Raw genomic sequence first — 21,679 nt, 5'->3', positions numbered from 1 at the left:
GGTGCAGAATCGGTTCGCAACGATCGGGGCGCTGCTGCTGGGTTCGGCGGCCTTGATGTTCGCAGGCGGGATCAATGGTCTGATCCTGCCGCTCAGGGGCACGGCCGAGGGGTTCTCGTCCTTCTCGCTGGGTCTGCTGGGGACGGGCTGGGCGCTGGGCTATGTCAGCGGCTGCCTGTCGGTGCCCAAGCTGGTGGGCCGCGTCGGACATATCCGGGCGTTCTCGGTCATGGCGGGACTGGCGGCGGTGTCGATCCTTTTGTCGCTGCTGTTCATCCACGCCTGGGCTTGGATCGTGCTGCGCGCCCTGGCGGGCTTCTGTTTCGCGGGCGCGGCGATGATCGTCGAGAGCTGGATCAACGAGCGCACCCCGGGCGAGGCGCGGGGTGGTGTCTTCGGCATCTACACCATGGTCAACCTAGCGGCGACGACCGCGGGGCAGATGCTGCTGATGACCGGGGACCCGACGGGATACTCGTTCTTCGTGCTGGCGGCGATCTTCTACGCGCTGTCGCTGCTGCCCACGGCCGTGACGCGGCAGATTGCGCCGCAGCCGATGGTCGGGGTCAGCCTTGATCTGCCCGCGCTGTGGCGAAATTCGCCACTGGCGGTGATCGGCGTGATCCTGGTCGGCGTTTCGAACGGGGCCTTCGGTACGCTGGGCGCCGTCTATGGCGCGCGGATCGGGCTGACCGTCGACACCATCGCCATCTTCATGTCGATCGCCGTTGTCGCGGGCGCGGCGCTTCAGGTGCCGGTCGGCTTCCTGTCGGACCGGATGGATCGGCGCTTCGTGCTGCTGGGCCTGGCTGCGGTCGCCGCTGCAGTGGACGTGACCTTCGTTTTCATCGCGCCGACCACGCCGATGCTTGTCCTTGGCCTCGCCAGCGTCTTCGGGGCGTCGGTCTATGCGATGTACCCGGTGATCGTGGCCCATGCCAACGACCACGCGCCGGAGGGGTATTTCCTGAGGACCAGCGGGGGCCTGCTGCTGCTGTTCGGGATCGGCTCGATCATCGGCCCGCTTCTCGGCGGTCTGATGATGAACCTGGCCGGACCGTCGGGCCTGTTCATGAACTCGCTGGCGGCACATGTCGCCTTGATTCTGTACGGCGCCTGGCGGATTTCGCGGCGCGAAGCGCCCCGACAGGACGAGAAGGCCAGCTTCCACACCGCGCCCGTCGGCGCCCAGACCACGCCTCAGACCAACGTTCTGAATCCCGGTATCGAGGATGAGGAAGGTGCTGAAAACGCAGCGGAAACTGCGCTGGAAAGCAAGCCGGAAATGGACCGGGAAGATGCGTGAAAAACTTCTGGGGGCGGTGCATTTTTCCGCTTGCAGCCGGTTCGTGAATCAATCATAACCGCCCCCACGAAATCGGAGCGCGGGCGTAGCTCAGGGGTAGAGCATTACCTTGCCAAGGTAAGGGTCGTGAGTTCGAATCTCATCGCCCGCTCCAGATTTCGGACGCTCCTGGCGGAGCATGACAGGGCCGCGCAAGCGGCCCTTCGTCGTTTCAGAGCCTCGAATCTGCTGACAAGCGGGCCGTGTCGCGGGCATCATATCCGCGACCGCCAGCCCTTGCCGGAGCGTGACCCGTGGAACCGCATCCCGAATTCGCCGGATGGAAGATCCCCCGAGAGCATGATCTGGGGGCCGTATGCCTCAAGGCGCTGGGCGTCTCGGACCAAGATCGTGATTATGCGGCGGTGATGGAAAGCGCGGCGGACATCAAGGCGGCCAATCCGAACATGACCTGGCCCGAGGGGCTGACCGCCGAGGAAAACTACCTCGACCTCGCCTGGCATCAACGGGAGTTCGACTGCCGCCGCAGCTTTGCCTGGGTGATCGAGGACGGCGAGGGCACGTACCTCGGCTGTCTTTACGTCTATCCGTCGCTGAAAGGCGAGAGGGCGGCGCGGGTCCGGTGGTGGTGGCGGACTGGCACAAGCCCGGACAGAGAGGCGTTCCGAGCGGAGCTTGGCACCTGGTTGGCGGGACCGGACTGGCCCCGCCTCGAGTATCGTCTGCAGAACGGCTGAGCCGCCCGCCGGCTCAGCTCTTGATCCGGTAGCCGGTGCGGAACAGCCACCAGGTCACCGCGAGGCAAAGCGCCAGGAACAGGGTGATCGCGAACAGGCTGATGCCTACGCCGACGTCCGAAACCTCGTAGAAGCTCCAGCGGAAGCCGCTGATCAGGTAGAGCACCGGGTTGAAATGCGTCACCGTCTGCCAGAACGGCGAGAGCATCGCGACCGAGTAGAAACTACCGCCGAGGAAGACCAGCGGCGTGACGACCAGCAGCGGTACAAGCTGCAACTGCTCGAAGTTCTTCGCGACGATGCCGATGATGAAACCGAGCAGCGCAAAAGTCACGCAGGTCAGCACCAGGAAGGCCGTCATCAGGACCGGGTGCGCGATCCGCAGGTCGACGAAGAAGGCGGCGGTCGCAAGGATGATCAGTCCGATCACCAGCGACTTGGTGGCCGCCGCCCCGACGAAGCCGATCACGATCTCGAGGTAGGTGATCGGAGCGGACAACAGCTCGAAGAACGTGCCGATGAACTTCGGGAAGTAGATCCCGAAGGACGCGTTCGACACCGCCTGCATCATGATCGTCAGCATGATCAGACCCGGCACGATGAAGGCGCCGTACTCGATGCCCTCTACCTCCTGGATCCGGTTGCCGATGGCCGATCCGAACACGACGAAATAAAGCGAGGTCGAGATGACCGGCGACACGAGGCTTTGCAGCGGCGTGCGCACGGTACGCGCCATCTCCGAGAAATAGATCGCGCGGATGGCTTGCCAGTTCATCAGGCGTCCTCCTTCACCAGTCCGACGAAGATTTCCTCGAGCGAGCTTTGGCGTGTCTGCACGTCCCGTACGTTCAGCCCGGCGGCGTTCAGGTCCGACAACAGGCGGGTGATGCCGGTGCGTTCGGCCTGGCTGTCGTAGACGTAGGTAAGCACGCTGCCGTCCTCGTTGCGCTCGAGGTTGTAGCCCGAGAGCGTCTCCGGCAGGTCTGTGGCAGGTTCCTGCAGTTCGATCTGCATCTCCTTGCGGCCCATGCGGGCCATGAGCGCATCCTTCTGCTCGACCAGCAGCAGTTGCCCCTGATTGATGACGCCCACCCGGTCGGCGATGGCCTCGGCCTCTTCGATGTAGTGGGTGGTCAGGATGATCGTGACGCCGCTTTCGCGCAGCTCCTCGACGATGCGCCACATGTCCTTGCGAAGCTCCACGTCGACGCCTGCGGTGGGCTCGTCCAGGAACAGCACGCGCGGCTCGTGGCTCAGCGCCTTGGCAATAAGCACCCGGCGCTTCATGCCGCCCGACAGTTCGTTGATCTGCGCGTCGCGCTTCTCCCAGAGCGAGAGGTTGCGCAGGATTGCCTCGATCCGGGCCGGGTCGGGGGCTTTACCGAACAGGCCACGGGTATAGGCGACGGTATCCTGCACCTTGGAGAATGGCTCCAGGGCCACTTCCTGCGGCACGAGGCCGATTGCCGCGCGGGCCGCGCGGAAGTCCTTGATGATGTCGTGCCCGGCCACGGTGACCGTGCCCGAGCTGGGATTGGTGATGCCGCAGATAACCGAGATCATCGTCGTCTTGCCGGCCCCGTTGGGGCCGAGCAACGCCAGGATCTCGCCCTCTTCGATTTGCAGGTTGACGCCCTTCAGCGCCTGGTGACCCGAGCCATAGGTCTTGGTCAGGTCGCGGATGTCTACGATTGCCGTCATGGAAATGCCCCGCGAAGGTTTCAGCGGCACCCTAGCGGGGCCGGCGCGTGTGGCAATGCTCAACATCACCCTGCTGACAGAACGGTGTCAGCAGGGCCGGTTGTCAGTAGCCGCCCGAAGCGGTGATCGCCTTCTTCAGCGAGACATAGGCCCAGGTATCGCGCCCGCCGCGCGCGCGAATCTCGGCCAGCTGTTCCCGGGCGCCGTCCATGTCGCCCAGTTCTGCCAGACCTTGACCCATGTACGAGCGGGCGAGGATGTAATCCGGGTCGATCTCCAGCGCGCGGCGGTAGAACTCCATTGCGGTCTCGTTGTCGCCGGTCTTGCGGTGCACGAAACCCTTGTAGTTGAGGATACGCGGGTCATCGGGATTGTCGGCGGCGGCCAGAACGATCATTGCCTCGTCGTACCGGCCCGCATGGGCCAACTCGCGCGCCGCGCCGTAGCGGGTGTCGTCGTCGAGGTTGCTGCTGTCTGCCTTCACGCAAGCGCCCGATTTCGGATCCCAGACCTGACCGTCGGCGCACTCTGTGCTGGTCTCGGTCGGCGTCGGCGGATCGCTGTCATCCGCGCCTACGGCCAGTGCGGCCGTGGCGAGAAGGCTGAGCGCGGCGGCGGTCAGGTTGCGGGGCAGGGTGGTCATGAGACGTCCTCCAGCGATCGCTCCGGTCAGAGCTTTACCCGACTAATACGACGCTTCGATGGGGCGCGCTCAGAAATCGGTCTGCGCGCCGCCTTCGGCCTTTCGCCGCGCCACGAATTCGTCGAGCGCTTCGCGCTTCTCCGCGTCCATCGGTGGCGGTTCGAATTCAGCCAGGATCTTCTTCCAGACGGTGTTCGCGCGTTCGGACGTCCATGCGCCGCCTGCCTCGCTCCAGGCCTCGAAATTGCGCCAGTCGCTGAGGAACGGGGCGTAGAAGGCGGTCGAATAGCGCTCCTGCGTGTGGCTTGCACCGAAGAAATGACCATTGGGTCCGACCTCGCGGATCGCATCGACAGCCAGTGCCTCGGGAGAGGTGTCTACCAGTACTGGCTCGAAATAACGCTGGATCTGCTGGATCGCCTCGCAGTCCATCACCAGTTTCTCGTAGCTCGCGATCAGCCCGCCCTCCAGCCAGCCTGCGCCGTGGAAGACGAAATTGGTCCGGGCCTGCACCGCAGCCCAGAGCGAGTTCATGCTTTCCCACATCGCCTGACCGTCGGGCGCGTTCGAGGCGCAGGCGTTCGAAGCCCGCAGCGGCAGCCCGTAGTAGCGAGCCATTTGTCCGGTCATCTGCGTCGCGCGCATATACTCGGGCGTGCCGAAGGCGGGGGCGCCGGACTTCATGTCGACGTTCGAGGTGAACGTGCCCATGACGCAGGGTGTGCCGGGATTGATCTCCTGGAAGAGCGCGATTGCAGCGAGGCATTCGGCTACCGACTGAACCACCGCGCCCGCCATCGTTACCGGCGCCATCGCGCCCGCCAACGTGAACGGTGTGACAATCACCGGCTGGCCGCGCCGGGCGAAGCGCATTGCGCCGTCCAGCATCGGCCAGTCGTGTTTCAGCGGCGAGGATGAGTTGATGTTGGTGTAGAGCCGCGGGATTGCGAAGAATTCGTCCTCGGGCAGGCCGGTGGCGAGGCGGGCCATCTCCATCACGTCCTCGACCCGTTCGGGGCCCAGCGAATAGGCGTGGCAGACCTTGTCGGTCAGCGTCAGCGCGGCGTGGATGCAGTCTAGGTGCCGGGTCGAGGCGTGCAGGTCCACCGGCTCAACCGGGTAGCCGCCGGCGACATGAAGGCAGTTGAAGTACTGCGTCAGCTTGGTCAGGTCTCGGAAGCTTTCGAAGTCGCCGACCCTGCGGCCCCGGTCGAGGTCCATCACGTTGGGGGGCGAGGCCACCGCCGAGAACACCATGTGCCGCCCGCCCAGCCGGATCGCCCGATCCGGGTTGCGCGGCGTGATGGTGAATTCCTCGGGTGCGAGGGCGACCTTCTCCATTACCCAGGCACGATCCATGCGCACGGTGTAGCCGCCCGGTTCTACCGTGCAGCCCGCTTTCGCCAATATCGCGCGCGCCTCGGGGTGCAGGAAGTCGATGCCGATCTCCTCAAGCACCCGCATCGCAGCATCGTGGATCGCCGCGACGCCCTCGGGCGGCAACGGTTCGGTCGGGTGGTCGGTATTGACCGGGATCCGCCAGTCGATCTGGGCGATGGCCGGCCCGCCGCTTCGCCGCGCGTTTGCGGCCCGCCCGCCGCTGCGGCGGGAGGTTGTTGCGCGCCCCGCGGTGCGAAGCCCCGTGCGGTCTGACATCTGATGGTCCTTTTGCTGGTCGAGACCAGTCAATCGGCCATCGGGGCGCCGTTCCGTTCCGTTTGCGACCCATTCGCGCCGGTTTTCTGCGCCGACAGCCATTCGGGCAACTCGGCGATCGAGGTCAGCACTGCGAGCGCATGGGGCGCGAGCACCTCGGCGGGCGCTGTTCCGGTTAGCACTCCGACCGCCGGCATCCCCGCCGCGCGCGCGGCCGTCAGGTCGTGGAGGCTGTCGCCGACCATAAGCGCGGCCTCGGGGGCGACGCCGACATGGGCACAGAAGGCCAACAGCATCCCGGGCTCGGGCTTGGGCCCGTGGCCGCTGTCGTAGCCCGCGACGAATTCGAAGTAGTGCGAGACCTCGTGCTGCGCGAGGTGCCGCGTCACGGGGGCTTCGCCGTCGTTGGTCGCAACGCCCAGCCGGTAGCCTTCGGCCCTCAGGTGGCCGAGCAGCGGGACCAGCGGGGTGGCCGGGACCTGCGGCGCCTCGGAGGTCTGGCTGTCGATATGCGCCTTCAGCGAGTCGGGCCCGTGGCCGTCCGCGTGGGGCAGCAGCACCGGCAGCCAGTCCTCGATGGTGCCGGCTACGAAGGGACTGTCGGCCAGGTGCCGCTCGGCCTGCATGTCGAAGCGCATCGCCTCGGCCAGGGTGTCGGCATGGTCCGGGTCGCGCGCGAGGCTGCGGATGAAGCCCGCCGTCCATGGCCCCCAGGTCTGTCCGAAGTCGAAGAGCGTGCCGTCCTTGTCGAACAGGATGGCTTCGATCGTACGCATGCTGGTTCCTCTCTGACGCCTGCCGCCGGTGTAGCGCCGGGGCCACCCTGTCGTCCATAGCTGCGGGCGCGCCCTCTGGCCGGCACGTGGAGATTGCGTTCGAGGTTCAGACCACTACCCTGCGCCCGATCACCGGATCGGCGAGGCCTCGAAGCGATGAGCGAGAAACCCACTCCATCGGTTGTGAAACCCCACACGCGGGAGCGGCGTCCGCGTGCGCGGCGCGAGGACTTCGCCCGGTTCCGCGTGATCGGCACGCGCTGGAGGGACAATGACGTATACGGCCACGTCAACAACGTGGTCTTCTACGAATACGTCGACAGTGCGGTGAATGGCTGGCTGGTCGATGAGGGGGGGCTGGACGTGCCCGGCGGTACGGTGGTCGGGCTGGTCGTTGAAAGCGCCTGTGTCTTTCACGAAAGCATCGCGTGGCCCGACCGGATCGAGGCCGGGCTGCGGGTTTCACGCATTGGCACGTCCTCGGTCCAGTATGAGGTCGGCATTTTCCGCGAGGGCGGCGAGGCCGCCTCTGCCGAGGCGCGGTTCACCCATGTCTATGTGGCCGCGGACAGCCGTCGCCCGGTTCCGCTGCCTGAGGCGCTGCGCGCCGCGCTGGAGAGTCTGCGGCTGCCCTAGGTCCAGTTCGGCAGATTGCCGCCGGGAAGGGCGGCGCGAGCACGCAATACATCTTCGGGGCGGCAGGGCATCTCGGACGCAAAGTCCATCACCGCCTGGTCGTCCTGTAGCAGGAAATCCAGAACGAAGCCCAGGAATTCCGGGTCCCGCGCGCGCTGCCGAAGATCCTCAACAGAAGCGCCCGTCGCACCCAGGAAGGCCCCGGCGCGCTCGGGTTCTGCAGCGATGAAGCCGAGTGCCGCGATGGCGATGGACTCGGCGCGTTCCGAAGAAATGCTGTTCATGTCCTGACGTAACCCCGCCTCTGGGAAAGACTTCGTTAACCGCCCTCTGCCTATGGTCGATTCTGCCGGGAGAACCTGGCCGCGACGCTTCTCGGCGCGCGAATCCGAAGGCGGGAAGATGGCTGGGCGCGTACTTATCATCGATCCGAATCCCGGGAACAGGCTTCTGCTGAAAAGCGTGCTGACCCACGCCTATTGCGCGGTCGAAACTCGGGCCGAGCCTGACGCAATGGCGCTGGTACAGGCGGCCGAGGTCGACCTGGTGTTCCTCGAATGGGGCGCTCGGGGTGCATCGGGGTTCCTGTGCGCGATCAAGGCCGCGCCTGAGACCGCGCATCTGCCGGTGATCGCGACCCTGCCCGCCGGTAGCGCCAGCGAAGGGGAACTGCTGGCCGCATTCTCGGCCGGTGCGGATGACGTGATGCGGCGGCCCTATAACGATCTGCGGCTGCTGGCGCGGCTCAGGATGTTCGTTCGCGTAAAGCGGATGCAGGATGAATTGTGCCTGCGGCACGAGACGGCCGACCTGTTGACCGGCGTGGGGCTGGCAGAACCGGGCCGTGAGTGGCATGGCCCGCCCACGCCGCTGCTGATCTTCGACCCCGAGCCGCGCGCCATCGCCGCGCTGTCGGGGCGACTGTTCTCGGCGCTGTCGCGTCCGGCTCTGCGTTGCGCCTCGGCCGGAGAGGCGATGTCGAGCTGCACCGCCCAGCCCGTTGCCGCCGTACTTTGCGGTATGACCGCGCCGCGAGCCGCCGATGCGAGCCTGCACCTGCTGGGGCAGATGCAGGCCGATCCTGCGACCCGACATACCCCTGTACTGGCTGTCGTCGATGATAGCGACCATGCGCTTGCCACCCGCGCGGTGGAACTGGGAGCGGCCGATGTCGTCCCGCCTGATGTGCCATTGTCCGAACTGGTTGCACGGGTTGATGCCTTGGATCGGCGGCGCTCGCTTTCTGACAGGTTGCGCGAATCTGTGCGGTCCGGAATGCGACTTGCGATCACGGACCCGTTGACGGGCCTCTACAACCGGCACTACGCGCTGCGGCATATCCAGCGGCTCATCGACCGGTCGAGCGCTGCTGACCGGGCCTTCACCCTGATGATGCTGGATCTCGACGGGTTCAAGGCGATCAACGACCGCTACGGGCATGCTTGCGGGGATGAGGTGTTGCGCGCTGTCGCCACACGCCTGCGCGACAATGTGCGAAACGTGGATCTCGTCGCCCGTCATGGTGGCGAGGAATTTCTCATTGCAATGCCTGACGCCGCGCCGGAGACCGCCTTGCGCGCGGCCGAGCGGGTGCGCCAGGCTGTGTCCACCTTGCAGATCCGCCCGGCACGGGGACTGCCGCCGCTCAGGGTTACGATCAGCGTGGGGGTTGCTGTTGCCGCGCCTGGCGCGAGCGCCGAAAAAGCGTTGCCGTCGATGCTCGAGGCGGCGGACCAGGCGCTCTATGCCTCGAAACGCGCCGGACGCAACCGGGTCTGCCGGGCGGGCGAAGCGGCCTGAACCCGCCCCGCTTGGCTAGCGACCGTCCTTGTCCCGACCCTCCTTGCCGTGGCGGCGTTTGTCGAACCGATCCCGGCGTTCCCTGAGCCGCTGTTCAAGCATGTCGGCGAACTGCACCCGCGCCTCGGGGGTCATCGCGTCGATCCGCTGAACGAGTATCTCGCGGGTGCCGGCGCCGAACGCCTCCCATTGTGCGGCCTGCGCATCGAGCACTTCGGCGACCGCCGCAGGCTGGAACGGCTCGGCACGAAGCGCCTCGAGGAAGGCCTCGTTCTGCGCGCGGATCGTGGTCCATGTCTTCCGGATATCCGTGCGTCGCGCGCGCAGGTCCTCGCGCAGCGCCTCGCGGTCCGGCTCGGACATGGCGGCGCTGATGTCCCGGAACCCCTCGATCGGCAGGTTCACCGGTGGCGGCGCATCGGGGCCGCGCAGCATCGCGCCGCCGACGAGGCCGATCACGGCAAGGTTCACCGCCAGCGAGACGGTCAGCGCGGCCTTGGCCCAGCGCGGTATCCTCCGCTCGACGGTGGAAGGGCTGTCGGTCATATTCCGACCTCCTCGGCAAAGGCGAGCATGATGTCGGTGCTGTCGGTCGTCGTGCTGTAGGCAGTGTCCGAGCCGGGCAGCAGCGGCAGCCCGACCGGGTCGAGATAACCGATGGTCAGCCCTGCGGCCGTTGCTCCGGCAAGCGCGGCACCGCCGATCCAGCCGCCCAGCGCGGCCAGTATGGTACGGCCGAAACCGCCTTTACGGCGCTCGGTCGCGGTAGCCGGCATTTCGGCCAGCGCGTCGGCCATCAGCGTTTCCATGAAGGCCGGGCGCGGCGGCGCCTCCCCGTCCCTCAGTTCGGCGAACAGCGCATCGAGCTTCGCCGGGTCTTCGGGCGGGGTGCGGTCTGGTCTGTAGGTCATGTTCATGTCACCCCTCGTGATAGCTCAGTTCAGCACGGGCCAGCAGCTCGCGCAAACGTCGGCGTCCCCGGGCCTGAAGGCTTTCGACGGCGTCGACGGTCAGCCCCATGATCTCGGCGATCTCGGGGTTCGGCCGTTCTTCAAGATGGCGCAGCACCACGGCCAGGCGCTGTCGCTCGGGCAGATCCGCCAGCGCCTGTTCCAGCGCCGAGACCCGCTGTCCCTGCATCATGCCCGCAAGCGCGCTCGGGCGCTCGTCTGGCGGATCGTGCCCCTCGGGCAGCGGCACGGTGCGGGACCGCCGCAGCCGGTCGGTGCAGAGGTTGGCAACCACCCGGTAGAGCCACGTCGATATCCGCGCCTCGCCCGCGCGCCATTCCGGCGCGATCTTCCAAAGGCGCAGCATCGCCTCCTGCGCGACCTCCTCGGCTTCCGCGACATTGCCCAGCATCCGCCGCGCAAGCGCCAGCGCCCGAGGCGCGTGGTCCTCGATCAGCGTGCGCGCCGCACGTGCGTCGCCCGCGGCATAGGCTGCCAGCAGGGCGGCGTCGCGGTCGCGTTCGGAGGTCTGATCCGCAGTCATGCCAACCAGTTAAACTTCTTCCGCCGATCCCGCCAGCCGGGCCCGTCGCCCGCTATGTCGTCGCCGCGCATTCTGCGCTCCTTGTCATTCTTCAGTCATAGAACGGGGCGGCTGCAGGATTCCGTCGCGGAATTTTGCGACATCCCGCCGCAAGTCAGCTTGGCGCAGGGCGTCCCCCGCAGCGATGCGGTACCAGTGGTGAATTATGGAGAGACTCATGCGCGATAACGCTTACGAGGACGACATGCCGATGCAGGACAGCGAGCGAGACACACGCAGCGCCGTTCTGCGTGGCTGGGCGCGGAAGTGTCCGAACTGCGGCTCCGGGCCGATGATGGCTGGATACTTGAAGGTGCGGGACCACTGCGCCGTCTGCAATGAAGAGCTGCACCACCACCGGGCCGACGACGGCCCGGCCTGGGCCACGATCCTGATCACGGGCCACATCCTGGCGCCGCTGATGATCACGGTCTACATGGCCTGGCGCCCCGAAGCGTGGGAGATGGCCGTAGGCTTCTCGTTAGGCTTCACGATCCTCGCGCTTTACCTGCTGCCAAGGCTCAAGGGGGCATTCGTAGGCTTCCAGTGGGCGCGGCGGATGCACGGGTTCGGCAGGCGCTGAGCGTGCCGGAACCGCTGGACGCGTCGGGCCGAGCGCGTCAATAGTCGCGCAATGAGCGACAGCATTTCAGATCAGCCAATCCGAGATGCCGCGACCCTGGTGCTGGTGCGCCGGATCGAGGGCACGCCGCACGTCTTGATGGGCCAGCGCGGCAAGGGCGCGATCTTCATGCCGGGCAAGTTCGTCTTTCCCGGCGGGCGTGTCGATGCGGCGGATGCCGCCGTTCCACTGGCCCGCCCGCTGCCGGATGATGCGGCTGCGCGTTTGAAGGTCGAGGGCGACGCGCCGCCGGCTGCACTCGCCGTCGCCGCAATCCGCGAACTCTGGGAAGAGACCGGGCTCCGCCTGGCTGTCTCGGCGGGCGGGTCGTTTCCGGCCCCGGCCGGGTGGGAGACTTTCTGCGAAGGCGGCCTCGCGCCCGATGGGCAGGCGCTGGACTTCTTCTTCCGCGCGATCACCCCGCCAGGCCGGCCGCGCCGCTTCGATGCGCGCTTCTTCCTGGCCCGCGCCGAGGCGGTTTGGGGCGACCCGGACGACTTCACCCATGCCGATGACGAGTTGAGCCACCTGGCCTGGCTGCCGCTCGATGCGGCGCGGGGGCTCGATCTGCCATTTGTCACGCGTATCGCGTTGGGCGAGGTCCAGGCCCGGCTCGACGCGCCGGATGTCCACCGCCCGATCCCGTTCTTCCAGCATGGCGCATCGGTGTCGCGGTTCCGGGCGTTGTGAAACCGGCCCCGAATTCAAGTCGCGGCCCGAACTCGGGTTGACTCTGCTTTGCCGGCGTGTAGAAGGCGGGTTTCAGACATGAACCGCGGGGTCGCTGCGCCCCTGCGACGGAGAGCGACAGATGGCGAAGCCCACCACGATCAAGATCCGGCTGAACTCCACCGCGGACACCGGCCATTTCTATGTGACGAAAAAGAACGCGCGTACCATGACCGAGAAGATGACCGTGCGGAAGTACGATCCGGTCGCGCGCAAGCACGTCGAGTACAAGGAAGGCAAGATCAAGTAAGATCTGCCTGTCCTGCTGTATGCGAGGGGCTGCGCGGCGACGCGCGGCCCTTTCGCGTTTGCAGGAACTGAATGCGTGCACACGGCGATTGGCTCAGGAAAGGGGAGTCGCGATGACCGGCACCCGGCTGGCTGAAATCGAGTTCCGGATCCGCCCGGCGACGGCAGCGGACATCGAGGCTGTGGACACCCTGTTGAGCCGTGCCTACCCGCTTCTGCTGAAGGAAGACTACCCGCCCTCGGTGCGGGTGACCGCGATCCCGCTGCTGGCGCGCGCGCAGCCAGGCCTGGTGACCTGCGGCACGTACTACGTCGCCGATGCCGGTACGTCGGGCATCGTGGGAGCTGGGGGCTGGACGCCGCACGATCCGTTCTCGGGGGCGGCCAGCGGCAGCCGGAGCGGGCATGTGCGGCATTTCGCGACCGATCCGGGGTTTCTTCGCCAAGGCGTCGCGCGCAAGCTTCTCGCACATTCCATCGAGGAGGCGCGCGCCGCCGGTCTCGCCGCCTTCAATTGCTATTCCACCCGCAGCGCGGTGCCGTTCTACCAATCGCAGGGCTTCACGGTCATCGATGAACGCAGCTTCGTCCTGCGACCGGGGATCACTTTTCCGGCGGTCAGGATGCGGCGGCCCCTGGGATGAGGGCCGCCGGCGGGGGCTAGTCAGCTTCCAGCCCCGCCTTGATGTGTTTCTCCATCTTGTCGATGGGCATGTTCGTCAGGTTCTTCGGGATCTCCCCGACGACGCAACGCGCTACCTCGGGGTGCAGGACGTTGCGCAGAGCACCTAGGGTGTCGGGGGCGGCGATGAGCACGATCTCCTTGAAGGCACCGCGATGGGCGCGCTTGTAGAGGATCTCGGCCAGGTCGTCGGCGAAGCGTTCCTTTTCCAGTTCGTGCCAGTCGGTGTCATCAAGCGCCGACTTGTGTTCCCCGGGGCCGTCGTTGAGACGGCCCGGACGGTTCGCCGCCTGTTCGCGTGCGGGCGGGTTTTCGTGCTCTTCCTTGCGGCGGACCTTGAGGTTGTAGTCCTGCGTGTCGCCCTCGTTCTCGAGGAAAAGGGCCTTTTCGCCGTCCGCGACGAGCACCCATGCGCCAGTCTTCAGCTTGTTCATCTCAGGATTCCCCCTCGTCGTCTTCCTCCAGCTTCTTTGTAACACGAGTCATGCCGGCCGGACGCTCGGTCGCCCTCTTCAACTCGTCCTGCGAGCCGATGTTTCGGGGAAGCCGTCCGCCCGCCCGGCCCTGTTGCGCGATACCGCCCGGCTCGCCGAGCACGAGATCCGTGTCTCTGCCTCCGTCCTTGGAGCGTTTCCGTTCCGCCATGCGGGGGTCTCCTTCCAATCGTTGATACTCGAAGGAAAACGTCGGGTTTGCGGGGGCGGTTCCGCACCGCCATGGGGCGGCGCGGTCCGCCGCTCAGGCCGTTGCCGGGCGACCGGTCAGGCGGGCGTCCAGTGACCACGCGCCTCCGCCGGCGACGGCGATGTAGAGGAACACGAAGCAGTAGAGGATCGCAGCGTCGCCGCCGTTCAGTGTCGGGAACAGGCTGCCGGGTGCGTGGAAGCCCCAGTAGGCAACCGCCATCATTCCCGAGAGGACAAAGGCGACGGGCCGAGTGTAGAGGCCCAGCAGCAGCGCCAGGCCCCCGAACAGCTCGAGGATGCCGCCGAACCAGAACAGCGAGAACATTGCCGGGGCGTGCTCGGTCGCCGGAATGCCCATGAGCTTCTGAGAACCGTGCAGCGTGAAGATCAGGGCCGAGGCGATCCGCAGCACGCTAAGCATGCGCGGGCCCCAGATGGTTTCGAGGTTTCGGGTGTCGATCATCGGGAAGTCCTTGTTCTGTGCAGTGAGCGGTCCCGCCAGACCCCGGGGAAACGGTCGGGCCAGGCAGGACCTGTGCGGCGCCATGTCCGATACACCGCGCCGGGTCTCCTGAACGTCCCGGCGACGGCCAGTCCGTCGCGTTTCCTGCTGACAAGGTCGTGATCGGCAGCGTGGTCGGACGATGGCCACCGCGCAAAAGAAAAGGCCGGCACTGGGCCGGCCTTTCCGTAGTTTCGGTGTGCCTACGAGCTTACTCGCGGTTGCCGAGGAACTGCAGCAGGAACATGAACATGTTGATGAAGTCGAGATACAGGTTCAGCGCGCCCATGATGGCAGCCTTGCCAAGCCAGTCGGTGGCGCCCATCTGCACCATTTCAAGGTACTGGTTCTTGATCTTCTGGGTGTCGAAGGCGGTCAGACCAGCGAAGATCAGGATGCCGATCACCGAGATCGCGAACTGCATCGCGGAGCTCTGCAGGAAGAAGTTGACCACCATCGCCAGGATCAGGCCGATCAGGCCCATCACCAGGAAGGTGCCCATCGCGCTGAGGTCCTTCTTGGTCGTGTAGCCGTAGAGCGACAGGCCGGCGAAGGCGATTGCGGTGATCAGGAAGGTCTGAACGATCGACGCGCCGGTGAACACCAGGAAGATCGAGCTGATCGACAGGCCCATCACGGCGGCGAAGGTGTAGAATACTAGCTGCGCCGCGCCTTCCGACAGACGATTGATGCCCGCGCTCAGGCCGAAGACGAAGGCCAAGGGCGCGAACATGATGACCCACTTCAGCGGCGATCCGTAGATCGCCATGCCGAAGCTGTTCAGATACTTGTCAGCGCCGATCTGCGCCTGTGCCAGCGAGGGATCGGTGGTCACGGCCAGACCCGAGATCGCCCACGCGGCAAGCGCGGTGATCAGCATGCCTACGGACATGGTGCCGTAGACCTTGTTCATGTGTGCGCGCAGGCCCTCGTCGATCTGCGCGGTGCGAACGCCTGCGCTCGAGCGCCGGACAGTTTCGAATTCGGCCATTGAATCCTCCATATAGCAGCCGTCCCACGGGACGCGGGGCGCCCGTTGTTTGGACATGATATTGGCAGATAGCCCCTGTATTTCAAGTGGCTCGGCAGGCCGGAGACGCCGAAACATGACGAAATCGATCATGTTTCGGGGTTGCATCCGTGCGGCCCGCCGCCGCAGGTCGTTTCTCGACTTAGTCCTGCGCGCGCAGAACCCGCGCCGGGCGGGTCAGCAGCGGGCGCCAGGCGAAGGCCAATCCTGCCAGCAGCGAAGCCAGCGCCCCGCCGGCGACGATGGCCAGCGCCGAGATCGGTTCGAAGACATAGGCGGTCTCCATCACGAAGCGCATGACGCCCCAGCCAGCGAGACCGCCCGCAAGGATTGCCACCGCGCCCGCTGCCGCACCGAGGATCGCCGAGCGCAGCGCGAAGCTGGCCAGGATTCGCCCCCGCGTTGCGCCGACGGTCTTCAGGACGGCGGCTTCGAAGATTCGCCGCCGCTCGCCCGCCGCCGCCGCGCCAATCAGCACGACGAATCCAGTCAGCAGGGTCGCCGCCGCGCCATAGCGCACTGCGGCGGAGAGCCCGTCCAACGCCTCGGTCACCTGGTCGATGGCCTCGCGCACGCTGATCGCGGTGATGTTCGGATAGGCCCCGGCGAGGGTACGCAGCAGGCTACCCTCGACGCCCCGGTCGGCATAGACCGTGGCGATATGCGTGTGCGGTGCGCCGGCCAGCGCGCCGGGATTGAAAAGCATCACGAAGTTGATGCCCATGTCCTGGAACTCGACCTTGCGGAAGTTCGCAATGGTGGCGGTCAGATCCCGCCCCAGCACGTTTACGGTGATCTCGTCGCCCAGTTCGAGGCCCATCTCGCGCGCCTCCTCCTCGGCGAAGCTGAGAAGCGGCGGGCCCGCGTAATCCTCGGACCACCAGTCGCCGGCGAGGATCTCGGTTCCCTCGGGGGGCGTCGCGGCATAGGTTACGCCCCGGTCTCCCCGCAGAACCCAGTGGCCTTGGCCGGTCTTCGCGCGCACATAGGCGCGGGCCGGTTCGCCGTTGATCCGGGTCAGGATGCCGCGAAGCATGGGCGCAGTCTCGATCTCCGTCACGCCCTCGGCGGCGTCGGTGCGCTCGAGGAAGCCGTCCAGCTGGTCGTTCTGTATGTCGATGAAGAAGTAGGCCGGGGCGATGTCCGGGATCTCGCGCTGGATTGCGCCGCGCAGGTTGCTGTCGATCTGGCCGATGGTCGCAAGGACTGCCAGTCCCAGCCCCAGGGACAGTGTCACCGAGGCGGTCTCGCCGCCCGGTCCGCCGACCGAGCCAAGCGCAAGGCGCAGGGCTGGGCGGCCCCGTGCGAAGCCGGAGTGGGCCAGTCGCCGCGCCAGCCAGCGCACGCCCCGCGCAGCCAGCAGCAGCGCGCCAAGCGCGACCAGCACGCCACCAGCGGCCCAGAGGGCAAGGAACTCCATGTCGGAAGCCCAGGCAGCCGTGGCGATCAGCAGGCCGGCGAGCGCCGCAATCAGCAGGATGAACCGGGCCGAGGGCAGGTGGGTGTCGGCTTCGGTTGCGTCGCGGAACAGGCCCGCCGCGCGGATCTGTCGGGCGCGGGCCAATGGCCATAGCGTGAAGATCAGTGCAGTCATCAACCCGTAGAACGCGGCCTCGATCAGCGGGTTCGGGAAGAGGCCGAACTCCGCCGGAACCGGTAGCCTGGCCTCGATCAGCGGTGCGAAGAGCCAAGGGATGCCCGCGCCCAGAACCAGCCCGATAGCGACGCCCGCGACGGCGAGGACGCCGATCTGCAACAGGTAGATCGTGAAGATCGTGCCGCCCTGCGCGCCCACGGTCTTGAGCGTTGCGATGGTCGCGGTCTTGCCGTCCAGGTAGCTACGCACTGCCGCCGAAACGCCAACGCCGCCGACGGCCAGACCGGCAAGTCCCACCAGCACGAGGAAGGCGCTCAGCCGGTCGACGAAGCGCGAGACGCTGGGCGTGCCATTGCGGTTGTCACGCCAGCCGAGGCCCGCGTCGCGGAAGCGGCTTTCGGCCTCGCGACCAAGGGCGACGATGTCCGTGCCTTCGGGGATCGCCAACCGATACTTGGTCTCGAACAGTGTGCCCTCGGTGATCAGGCCGCTGTCCCGAAGCGCCTCGGTCGCGACGATGATCCTGGGGCCGAGCGCGAAACTGGCGGTGACCCCGTCCGGCTCGTCGGTGAGCGCGGCCATGATGCGGAAGTCCTGAGTGCCAAGGCGCAATTCGTCTCCGGGAGCGAGCGCCAGCCGGTCGAGCAGTGCCGGGGCGGCGACGAGGCCGGGCAGGCCGTCTGCGCCTGCCAGCGCCTCGGCCAGCGGTATCGCAGGTTCGAGTCCGATTTCTCCGTAAAGCGGGTAGGCGGCATCGACGCCCTTGACCTGCGCCAGCGCGCGTTCGGCGGCGCCCTCCGGGTCGGCGACGGCCATCGACCGGAAATCTACGACCTCGGACAGGCGGTCGGACTTGTCCTCGAGCCAGGTGCGTTCCTCGTCGGTGGCGAAGCGATAGGTGAACTCGGCCTCGGCATCGCCGCCCAGCAAGGCCGAGGCCTCGCGCTCCAGACCCGACTGGATGGCGGTGCGGACCGAACCGACTGCAGCGATCGCGGCGACGCCGAGCGCCAGGCACACAAGAAAGATGCGGAAGCCCGACAACCCTCCGCGCAGCTCGCGCCCGGCGATCCGGGCTGCCGCGCGAAATTGCGGACCGGTCATTCGGCCGCCTCGGCCAGAGTATCGAGCCGTCCATCGCGCAGCCGGATCACCCGGTCGCAGCGTTCGGCCAACTCGCGCGCATGGGTGACAAGTACCAGCGTCGCGCCGTGACGGTCACGCAGGCCGAACAGCATGTCCATGATCGCCTCGCCGTTGACGCCGTCGAGGTTTCCGGTCGGCTCGTCCGCCAGAAGGATCTCGGGGCGCGGCGCGGCGGCGCGGGCCAGCGCCACGCGCTGTTGTTCGCCGCCCGACAGCTGCGTCGGGTAGTGGTCCATCCGGTCGCCCAATCCCACGGCGCGCAACTCCTCGGCTGCGCGCTCGAAAGCGTCGCGGGCGCCTGCCAGTTCCAGGGGCGTGGCGACGTTCTCGAGCGCGGTCATCGTCGGGATCAGGTGGAAAGACTGGAAGACGACGCCCATATGATCCCGGCGGAACAAGGCCAGCTCGTCCTCGTTCATCGCTGTCATGTCGTGGCCCAGCACGCCGACACGACCGCCGGTAGCCTGCTCGAGCCCGCCCATGACCATGAGGAGAGACGATTTGCCCGACCCGCTCGGCCCGACCAGCCCCAGCGTTTCGCCCCGGTTCACGTCCAGCGTGATGCCCTTGAGGATTTCCACCTTGCCGGCATTGCCCATCAGGGTCAGGCTGGCCTCGCTCAGCGAGATGACGGGGTCTTTCATGCAATCTCTTTCCGGTCGTGCGCGCAGTTTTGCATATGGGACCTTGGGTCAGGCACGCAAGGCGGTCGCCGCACTGGTCGTCCTTGCACTTTCCGGGGCTACGGCGCTGGCGCAGGAGCAGATCACCATCGCGGCGCTGGGCGACAGCCTGACGCAAGGCTACGGCTTGCCCGAGGAAGAGGGTTTCGTGCCGCAGCTTGAGGCGTGGCTGCACGAGAACGGTCATCCGGGGGTGGAGGTGATCAATGCCGGCGTCTCCGGCGACACGACCGCAGGGGGGCTGGCGCGGATCGACTGGACCCTGTCGGACGAGGTCGATGCTGTGATCGTGGCGCTGGGCGGCAACGACGTGCTGCGCGGGATCGACCCGGCGGCCTCGCGGGCCAACATGGACGGTATTCTGAAGGCGATCGGGGCGCGGGGCCTGCCGATGCTGGTCGCGGGGATGCGCGCGCCGGGGAACTACGGTCCGGACTACAAGCGGGATTTCGACGCGATCTTCCCCGAACTGTCGGAGCAGTACGGCGCGATCCTGTACCCGTTCTTCCTGCAGGGGCTGGGCGAGGCCGAGGATCTGAGTTCCGCGCGGGAGGTTATGCAGGGCGACGGCATCCATCCGAACTCAAAGGGCGTGGCGATGATCGTCGCGGACATCGGACCCGAGGTGGCTCGGTTGGTCGAGCAGGCGCGAGCCGACTAGCGGACGCACCTGTTCAGTTTTTCGTGATCCCGGTCATTGGCCGGACCGGTCGGCCGATCTTGCGCGCGTTCACGGGCGGAGAAGTGCCGCCACGCGCGAATCGCGGGCTACGGTGTGGCCGTCGGTCAGGCCGATGTCGCGGCGCAGGTGGTCGTCCAGCTGACCGTAGGCGTGGCTCTGCCGGAAGGCGGCGTCGCGCTCGATCAGGAAGCCGAGGATGCGCTGCCAGATCGACTGCTGCGGCAGGCCGAGGGACATACCCCCGTAAGTAACTTGTTCCATGATGTTCCCCATGACAAAAGTTGATGTATCGCGCCCGAACCATTTCGGACATTGATGCATATGGGGGATGGTCGTACATTACGCCAATGAATGATTCATGACCGTTACATCAAGGTTCGTGATATGCCTCGAAATCTCGATCTGACCGCCTTGCGCGCCTTCGTCACCGTCGCCGAAACCGGCGGGGTGACGCGCGCCGCCGGGCAGCTGAACCTGACTCAGAGCGCGGTTTCGATGCAGTTGAAAAGACTGGAAGAGGCCCTTGGTCAGCCGCTGCTCGACCGGTCGGGCCGAAGCATCGGCCTGACGGCGCATGGCGAGCAGTTGCTGAGCTATGGTCGGCGGATGCTGGCGCTGAATGACGAGATCTGGGGCAAGATGCGCGACGATGCCTTCGAGGGGGAGTTGCGCTTCGGTGTGCCGCACGACATCGTCTATCCGCACATTCCGGCGGTGTTGCAGCGCTTCGCCGCAGAGTTCCCGCGGGTTCGGGTCGAGCTGATCTCCTCGTTCACCCGCGGCCTGAAGGAGCAGTTCTCGCGCGGCGAACTGGACCTGATCCTGACCACCGAGCATTCCCCCGACCGCGGCGGTGAGGTGCTGGAGCGGCAACCGCTTGCCTGGGTCGGCGCGCCCGGCGGCGTCGCCTGGCGGCAGCGCCCGCTGCGTCTGGCGTTCGAAAATGCCTGCATATTCCGCCCGGTCGTGCAGCGTGCGCTGGACGAGGCGGGGATCCCCTGGGACATGGTGGTGAACTCGCAAAGTACGCGCACCGTCGACGCGACGGTCTCGGCGGACCTTGCGGTGCATGCCAATATCAACGGAGACAGTTCGCCGTACATGGAGGTGATCGACCACGGCGGCGCGCTGCCTGAGCTGCCTGCGGTCAGCATTATAATGTACCGCGCGCCGCACGGAAGTGCGCCGGTGCTGGACGCGATGGTGGACTTCGTGCGCGACGCCTACGGGCGCCGGTTGGTGGCCAAGGCGGCAGAGTAACTCAGCGCGCCATCGTCACCACTACTTTACCCGTCGCCGTCCGGTTGCGCAGCAGGTCCAGCGCCTCATTCGCCTGCTCGAGCGGCATCTCGTGGCTGACATGCGGCGCGATGCGGCCCTGCTGGAACCAGCCGAAAAGCATTTCCAGAGCGCGGGGTAGCGCGCCCGGATGCAGCCGCGCATGGCCGCCGAGGTAGAAGCCGATCACGGTGAGATTCTTGACGAGCAGGATGTTCGCCGGGATCTGCGGCACCTCCCCCGAAGCGAACCCCAGCGGCAGCAAGCGTGCGCCTTGCTTTGTGGACCGTAGGGCCTGTTCGAAAAGCTCTCCGCCGACTGGGTCATAGACGACGTCCGCGCTGCCCAGCGCCTTCACCTCGGCGCGCAGGTCTGCCGTGTCGCTGTCCAGCACGTGATGCGCCCCGGCGCGACGAGCCACCTCAAGCTTTTCCGCCCCGCGCGCACAAGCGATCACAGTCGCGCCCAGCTGGCGGCCGATCTCGACTGCCGTCAGGCCGACGCCGCCCGCGGCTCCGAGAACAAGTAATGTCTCGCCTTCTGCCAGCGCGGCCTTCTGCAATGCGATCAGGCTTGTCGCATAGGCGATGATGAAGCCCGCCGCCTGCGCGTCAGTCATCGCTTCGGGCACCGCCGCGCAGGAGGCTGCGGGCAGGATCAACCCCTCGGACAGCCCACCCGCGCGGGTCATCGCCGCAACCCTGCGCCCGAGCGCTGCAGGGTCCACGTCGGGGCCAAGCGCCTCGATGGTGCCGCACACCTCCATCCCCGGAACGAACGGAGGTTCTTGCCGCTCCTGGTATCGGCCCTGCATCATCAGCGTGTCGGCGAAATTCAGTCCGCAGGCATGGACGCGCAGGCGGACCTCTCCGGCGCCGGGTTGCGGCAGGGGCATGTCCCGCAGCGCCAGTGGCCGGCCAAGTTCTACGCATTGCATCACGCGCATCGCATCCTCCCGCTTATTGTTGCGTCGCAGCATAGCCCTGCTGCGCTGCGACGGGAAGC

27 protein-coding genes and 1 tRNA gene are annotated in these 21,679 nt (G+C 66.6%); 11 read left to right on the top strand and 17 right to left on the bottom strand.

Features of this window, described 5'->3' with window-relative positions:
- Position 1: 1 nt before the first annotated feature.
- The 3 genes from ACW9UR_RS08160 (at position 2) to ACW9UR_RS08150 (ending at position 2,043) form a co-directional block, all read left to right on the top strand.
- Positions 2-1,306, top strand: coding sequence for an MFS transporter (locus ACW9UR_RS08160; protein ID WP_458916468.1), 1,305 nt, complete (start codon positions 2-4; stop codon positions 1,304-1,306).
- Between the two features lie 79 nt (positions 1,307-1,385).
- Positions 1,386-1,460 (top strand) — tRNA-Gly (locus tag ACW9UR_RS08155).
- Between the two features lie 139 nt (positions 1,461-1,599).
- On the top strand, positions 1,600-2,043 hold the full coding sequence (locus tag ACW9UR_RS08150) for a hypothetical protein (RefSeq protein ID WP_458916467.1): 444 nt from the start codon (positions 1,600-1,602) through the stop codon (positions 2,041-2,043).
- Between the two features lie 13 nt (positions 2,044-2,056).
- Here ACW9UR_RS08150 and ACW9UR_RS08145 read toward each other — a convergent pair whose 3' ends face one another.
- The 5 genes from ACW9UR_RS08145 to ACW9UR_RS08125 all read right to left on the bottom strand — a co-directional run bounded on the left by ACW9UR_RS08145 (position 2,057) and on the right by ACW9UR_RS08125 (position 6,819).
- Positions 2,057-2,818 carry an ABC transporter permease gene (locus tag ACW9UR_RS08145; protein ID WP_458916466.1) on the bottom strand — a complete coding sequence of 254 codons (762 nt, stop codon included), beginning with the start codon at positions 2,816-2,818 and terminating at the stop codon, positions 2,057-2,059.
- On the bottom strand, positions 2,818-3,744 hold the full coding sequence (locus tag ACW9UR_RS08140; RefSeq protein WP_458916465.1) for an ABC transporter ATP-binding protein: 927 nt from the start codon (positions 3,742-3,744) through the stop codon (positions 2,818-2,820). The genes ACW9UR_RS08145 and ACW9UR_RS08140 overlap by 1 nt, the downstream gene beginning before the upstream one ends.
- Before the next feature lie 103 nt (positions 3,745-3,847).
- Positions 3,848-4,387: a tetratricopeptide repeat protein gene (locus tag ACW9UR_RS08135; protein ID WP_458916464.1), complete on the bottom strand. Its 540-nt coding sequence runs from the start codon at positions 4,385-4,387 to the stop codon at positions 3,848-3,850.
- Between the two features lie 69 nt (positions 4,388-4,456).
- Positions 4,457-6,043, bottom strand: coding sequence for a trimethylamine methyltransferase family protein (locus ACW9UR_RS08130; protein ID WP_458916463.1), 1,587 nt, complete (start codon positions 6,041-6,043; stop codon positions 4,457-4,459).
- A 29-nt stretch (positions 6,044-6,072) separates the two neighbouring features.
- On the bottom strand, positions 6,073-6,819 hold the full coding sequence (locus tag ACW9UR_RS08125; RefSeq protein ID WP_458916462.1) for an HAD family hydrolase: 747 nt from the start codon (positions 6,817-6,819) through the stop codon (positions 6,073-6,075).
- Positions 6,820-6,975: 156 nt separating this feature from the next.
- Between ACW9UR_RS08125 and ACW9UR_RS08120 the strand changes: the two genes are divergently transcribed.
- Positions 6,976-7,455, top strand: coding sequence for an acyl-CoA thioesterase (locus ACW9UR_RS08120; protein ID WP_458916461.1), 480 nt, complete (start codon positions 6,976-6,978; stop codon positions 7,453-7,455).
- Here ACW9UR_RS08120 and ACW9UR_RS08115 read toward each other — a convergent pair.
- Positions 7,452-7,739: a DUF3572 domain-containing protein gene (locus ACW9UR_RS08115; protein WP_458916460.1), complete on the bottom strand. Its 288-nt coding sequence runs from the start codon at positions 7,737-7,739 to the stop codon at positions 7,452-7,454. The two genes, ACW9UR_RS08120 and ACW9UR_RS08115, sit on opposite strands and share 4 nt — an antisense overlap.
- 118 nt (positions 7,740-7,857) lie before the next feature.
- Here ACW9UR_RS08115 and ACW9UR_RS08110 point away from each other — a divergent pair, with 118 nt between their 5' ends.
- A complete protein-coding gene (locus ACW9UR_RS08110) occupies positions 7,858-9,255 on the top strand; it encodes a diguanylate cyclase (RefSeq protein ID WP_458916459.1) in 1,398 nt (465 codons plus the stop codon).
- 15 nt (positions 9,256-9,270) lie between these two features.
- Here ACW9UR_RS08110 and ACW9UR_RS08105 read toward each other — a convergent pair whose 3' ends face one another.
- Genes ACW9UR_RS08105 through ACW9UR_RS08095 form a run of 3 tightly spaced genes read right to left on the bottom strand, consistent with a single transcriptional unit; the run spans position 9,271 to position 10,749 of the window.
- Positions 9,271-9,801: a periplasmic heavy metal sensor gene (locus ACW9UR_RS08105; protein WP_458916458.1), complete on the bottom strand. Its 531-nt coding sequence runs from the start codon at positions 9,799-9,801 to the stop codon at positions 9,271-9,273.
- Positions 9,798-10,166, bottom strand: coding sequence for a hypothetical protein (locus ACW9UR_RS08100; RefSeq protein WP_458916457.1), 369 nt, complete (start codon positions 10,164-10,166; stop codon positions 9,798-9,800). Before ACW9UR_RS08100 ends, ACW9UR_RS08105 begins: the two co-directional genes overlap by 4 nt.
- A 7-nt stretch (positions 10,167-10,173) precedes the next feature.
- Positions 10,174-10,749: an RNA polymerase sigma factor gene (locus ACW9UR_RS08095; protein WP_458916456.1), complete on the bottom strand. Its 576-nt coding sequence runs from the start codon at positions 10,747-10,749 to the stop codon at positions 10,174-10,176.
- Positions 10,750-10,966: 217 nt separating this feature from the next.
- On the opposite strand from ACW9UR_RS08095, the gene ACW9UR_RS08090 reads away from it, so the two are divergent.
- From ACW9UR_RS08090 to ACW9UR_RS08075, 4 genes are all read left to right on the top strand, one after another.
- Positions 10,967-11,371: a DUF983 domain-containing protein gene (locus ACW9UR_RS08090; protein WP_458916455.1), complete on the top strand. Its 405-nt coding sequence runs from the start codon at positions 10,967-10,969 to the stop codon at positions 11,369-11,371.
- 51 nt (positions 11,372-11,422) lie between these two features.
- Positions 11,423-12,100: an NUDIX hydrolase gene (locus ACW9UR_RS08085; protein WP_458916454.1), complete on the top strand. Its 678-nt coding sequence runs from the start codon at positions 11,423-11,425 to the stop codon at positions 12,098-12,100.
- A gap of 121 nt (positions 12,101-12,221) precedes the next feature.
- Positions 12,222-12,389: a 50S ribosomal protein L33 gene (rpmG, locus tag ACW9UR_RS08080; protein WP_008330537.1), complete on the top strand. Its 168-nt coding sequence runs from the start codon at positions 12,222-12,224 to the stop codon at positions 12,387-12,389.
- Between the two features lie 112 nt (positions 12,390-12,501).
- Positions 12,502-13,032: a GNAT family N-acetyltransferase gene (locus ACW9UR_RS08075; RefSeq protein WP_458916453.1), complete on the top strand. Its 531-nt coding sequence runs from the start codon at positions 12,502-12,504 to the stop codon at positions 13,030-13,032.
- A gap of 16 nt (positions 13,033-13,048) precedes the next feature.
- On the opposite strand, the gene ACW9UR_RS08070 is transcribed toward ACW9UR_RS08075, so the two are convergent.
- From ACW9UR_RS08070 to ACW9UR_RS08045, 6 genes are all read right to left on the bottom strand, one after another.
- The gene (locus tag ACW9UR_RS08070) at positions 13,049-13,504 is read right to left on the bottom strand and encodes a baeRF12 domain-containing protein (protein ID WP_458916452.1); all 456 of its coding nucleotides are present in this window, start codon (positions 13,502-13,504) and stop codon (positions 13,049-13,051) included.
- Between the two features lies 1 nt (position 13,505).
- Entirely contained in the window at positions 13,506-13,715 is a 210-nt protein-coding gene (locus ACW9UR_RS08065; protein WP_458916451.1) for a hypothetical protein, read from the bottom strand.
- A 93-nt stretch (positions 13,716-13,808) separates the two neighbouring features.
- Positions 13,809-14,219, bottom strand: a complete 411-nt coding sequence (locus tag ACW9UR_RS08060) for a DoxX family protein (RefSeq protein WP_458916450.1) — start codon at positions 14,217-14,219, stop codon at positions 13,809-13,811.
- Positions 14,220-14,469: 250 nt separating this feature from the next.
- Positions 14,470-15,249, bottom strand: a complete 780-nt coding sequence (locus ACW9UR_RS08055) for a Bax inhibitor-1/YccA family protein (RefSeq protein ID WP_458916449.1) — start codon at positions 15,247-15,249, stop codon at positions 14,470-14,472.
- A gap of 181 nt (positions 15,250-15,430) precedes the next feature.
- Positions 15,431-17,989, bottom strand: a complete 2,559-nt coding sequence (locus ACW9UR_RS08050) for an ABC transporter permease (RefSeq protein ID WP_458916448.1) — start codon at positions 17,987-17,989, stop codon at positions 15,431-15,433.
- Positions 17,986-18,675, bottom strand: a complete 690-nt coding sequence (locus ACW9UR_RS08045; protein WP_458916447.1) for an ABC transporter ATP-binding protein — start codon at positions 18,673-18,675, stop codon at positions 17,986-17,988. Before ACW9UR_RS08045 ends, ACW9UR_RS08050 begins: the two co-directional genes overlap by 4 nt.
- On the opposite strand from ACW9UR_RS08045, the gene ACW9UR_RS08040 reads away from it, so the two are divergent.
- Positions 18,674-19,375, top strand: coding sequence for an arylesterase (locus tag ACW9UR_RS08040; protein ID WP_458916446.1), 702 nt, complete (start codon positions 18,674-18,676; stop codon positions 19,373-19,375). The two genes, ACW9UR_RS08045 and ACW9UR_RS08040, sit on opposite strands and share 2 nt — an antisense overlap.
- A 69-nt stretch (positions 19,376-19,444) precedes the next feature.
- On the opposite strand, the gene ACW9UR_RS08035 is transcribed toward ACW9UR_RS08040, so the two are convergent.
- The gene (locus ACW9UR_RS08035) at positions 19,445-19,657 is read right to left on the bottom strand and encodes a hypothetical protein (RefSeq protein WP_458916445.1); all 213 of its coding nucleotides are present in this window, start codon (positions 19,655-19,657) and stop codon (positions 19,445-19,447) included.
- A 123-nt stretch (positions 19,658-19,780) separates the two neighbouring features.
- Between ACW9UR_RS08035 and ACW9UR_RS08030 the strand changes: the two genes are divergently transcribed.
- On the top strand, positions 19,781-20,656 hold the full coding sequence (locus tag ACW9UR_RS08030) for a LysR family transcriptional regulator (RefSeq protein WP_458916444.1): 876 nt from the start codon (positions 19,781-19,783) through the stop codon (positions 20,654-20,656).
- Between the two features lies 1 nt (position 20,657).
- Here ACW9UR_RS08030 and ACW9UR_RS08025 read toward each other — a convergent pair whose 3' ends face one another.
- Complete coding sequence (locus ACW9UR_RS08025) at positions 20,658-21,620, bottom strand: NADPH:quinone oxidoreductase family protein (protein WP_458916443.1); 963 nt, start codon at positions 21,618-21,620, stop codon at positions 20,658-20,660.
- Positions 21,621-21,679: the final 59 nt, after the last annotated feature.

Source organism: Halovulum sp. GXIMD14794, from assembly GCF_054457455.1.
This window is presented reverse-complemented; position numbering and strand designations above follow the sequence as displayed.

Excerpts from the sequence above, each read along its gene's own strand:
- ACW9UR_RS08065 (WP_458916451.1), bottom strand. The coding sequence starts at position 13,715 with ATGGCGGAACGGAAACGCTCCAAGGACGGAGGCAGAGACACGGATCTC.
- ACW9UR_RS08115 (WP_458916460.1), bottom strand. The coding sequence starts at position 7,739 with ATGAACAGCATTTCTTCGGAACGCGCCGAGTCCATCGCCATCGCGGCA.
- ACW9UR_RS08140 (WP_458916465.1), bottom strand. The coding sequence starts at position 3,744 with ATGACGGCAATCGTAGACATCCGCGACCTGACCAAGACCTATGGCTCG.
- ACW9UR_RS08100 (WP_458916457.1), bottom strand. The coding sequence starts at position 10,166 with ATGACCTACAGACCAGACCGCACCCCGCCCGAAGACCCGGCGAAGCTC.
- rpmG (WP_008330537.1), top strand. The coding sequence starts at position 12,222 with ATGGCGAAGCCCACCACGATCAAGATCCGGCTGAACTCCACCGCGGAC.
- ACW9UR_RS08025 (WP_458916443.1), bottom strand. The coding sequence starts at position 21,620 with ATGCGCGTGATGCAATGCGTAGAACTTGGCCGGCCACTGGCGCTGCGG.
- ACW9UR_RS08060 (WP_458916450.1), bottom strand. The coding sequence starts at position 14,219 with ATGATCGACACCCGAAACCTCGAAACCATCTGGGGCCCGCGCATGCTT.
- ACW9UR_RS08045 (WP_458916447.1), bottom strand. The coding sequence starts at position 18,675 with ATGAAAGACCCCGTCATCTCGCTGAGCGAGGCCAGCCTGACCCTGATG.
- ACW9UR_RS08050 (WP_458916448.1), bottom strand. The coding sequence starts at position 17,989 with ATGACCGGTCCGCAATTTCGCGCGGCAGCCCGGATCGCCGGGCGCGAG.
- ACW9UR_RS08105 (WP_458916458.1), bottom strand. The coding sequence starts at position 9,801 with ATGACCGACAGCCCTTCCACCGTCGAGCGGAGGATACCGCGCTGGGCC.
- ACW9UR_RS08110 (WP_458916459.1), top strand. The coding sequence starts at position 7,858 with ATGGCTGGGCGCGTACTTATCATCGATCCGAATCCCGGGAACAGGCTT.
- ACW9UR_RS08070 (WP_458916452.1), bottom strand. The coding sequence starts at position 13,504 with ATGAACAAGCTGAAGACTGGCGCATGGGTGCTCGTCGCGGACGGCGAA.
- ACW9UR_RS08085 (WP_458916454.1), top strand. The coding sequence starts at position 11,423 with ATGAGCGACAGCATTTCAGATCAGCCAATCCGAGATGCCGCGACCCTG.
- ACW9UR_RS08040 (WP_458916446.1), top strand. The coding sequence starts at position 18,674 with ATGCAATCTCTTTCCGGTCGTGCGCGCAGTTTTGCATATGGGACCTTG.
- ACW9UR_RS08135 (WP_458916464.1), bottom strand. The coding sequence starts at position 4,387 with ATGACCACCCTGCCCCGCAACCTGACCGCCGCCGCGCTCAGCCTTCTC.
- ACW9UR_RS08145 (WP_458916466.1), bottom strand. The coding sequence starts at position 2,818 with ATGAACTGGCAAGCCATCCGCGCGATCTATTTCTCGGAGATGGCGCGT.
- ACW9UR_RS08125 (WP_458916462.1), bottom strand. The coding sequence starts at position 6,819 with ATGCGTACGATCGAAGCCATCCTGTTCGACAAGGACGGCACGCTCTTC.
- ACW9UR_RS08035 (WP_458916445.1), bottom strand. The coding sequence starts at position 19,657 with ATGGAACAAGTTACTTACGGGGGTATGTCCCTCGGCCTGCCGCAGCAG.
- ACW9UR_RS08130 (WP_458916463.1), bottom strand. The coding sequence starts at position 6,043 with ATGTCAGACCGCACGGGGCTTCGCACCGCGGGGCGCGCAACAACCTCC.
- ACW9UR_RS08030 (WP_458916444.1), top strand. The coding sequence starts at position 19,781 with ATGCCTCGAAATCTCGATCTGACCGCCTTGCGCGCCTTCGTCACCGTC.
- ACW9UR_RS08095 (WP_458916456.1), bottom strand. The coding sequence starts at position 10,749 with ATGACTGCGGATCAGACCTCCGAACGCGACCGCGACGCCGCCCTGCTG.
- ACW9UR_RS08075 (WP_458916453.1), top strand. The coding sequence starts at position 12,502 with ATGACCGGCACCCGGCTGGCTGAAATCGAGTTCCGGATCCGCCCGGCG.
- ACW9UR_RS08120 (WP_458916461.1), top strand. The coding sequence starts at position 6,976 with ATGAGCGAGAAACCCACTCCATCGGTTGTGAAACCCCACACGCGGGAG.
- ACW9UR_RS08090 (WP_458916455.1), top strand. The coding sequence starts at position 10,967 with ATGCGCGATAACGCTTACGAGGACGACATGCCGATGCAGGACAGCGAG.
- ACW9UR_RS08055 (WP_458916449.1), bottom strand. The coding sequence starts at position 15,249 with ATGGCCGAATTCGAAACTGTCCGGCGCTCGAGCGCAGGCGTTCGCACC.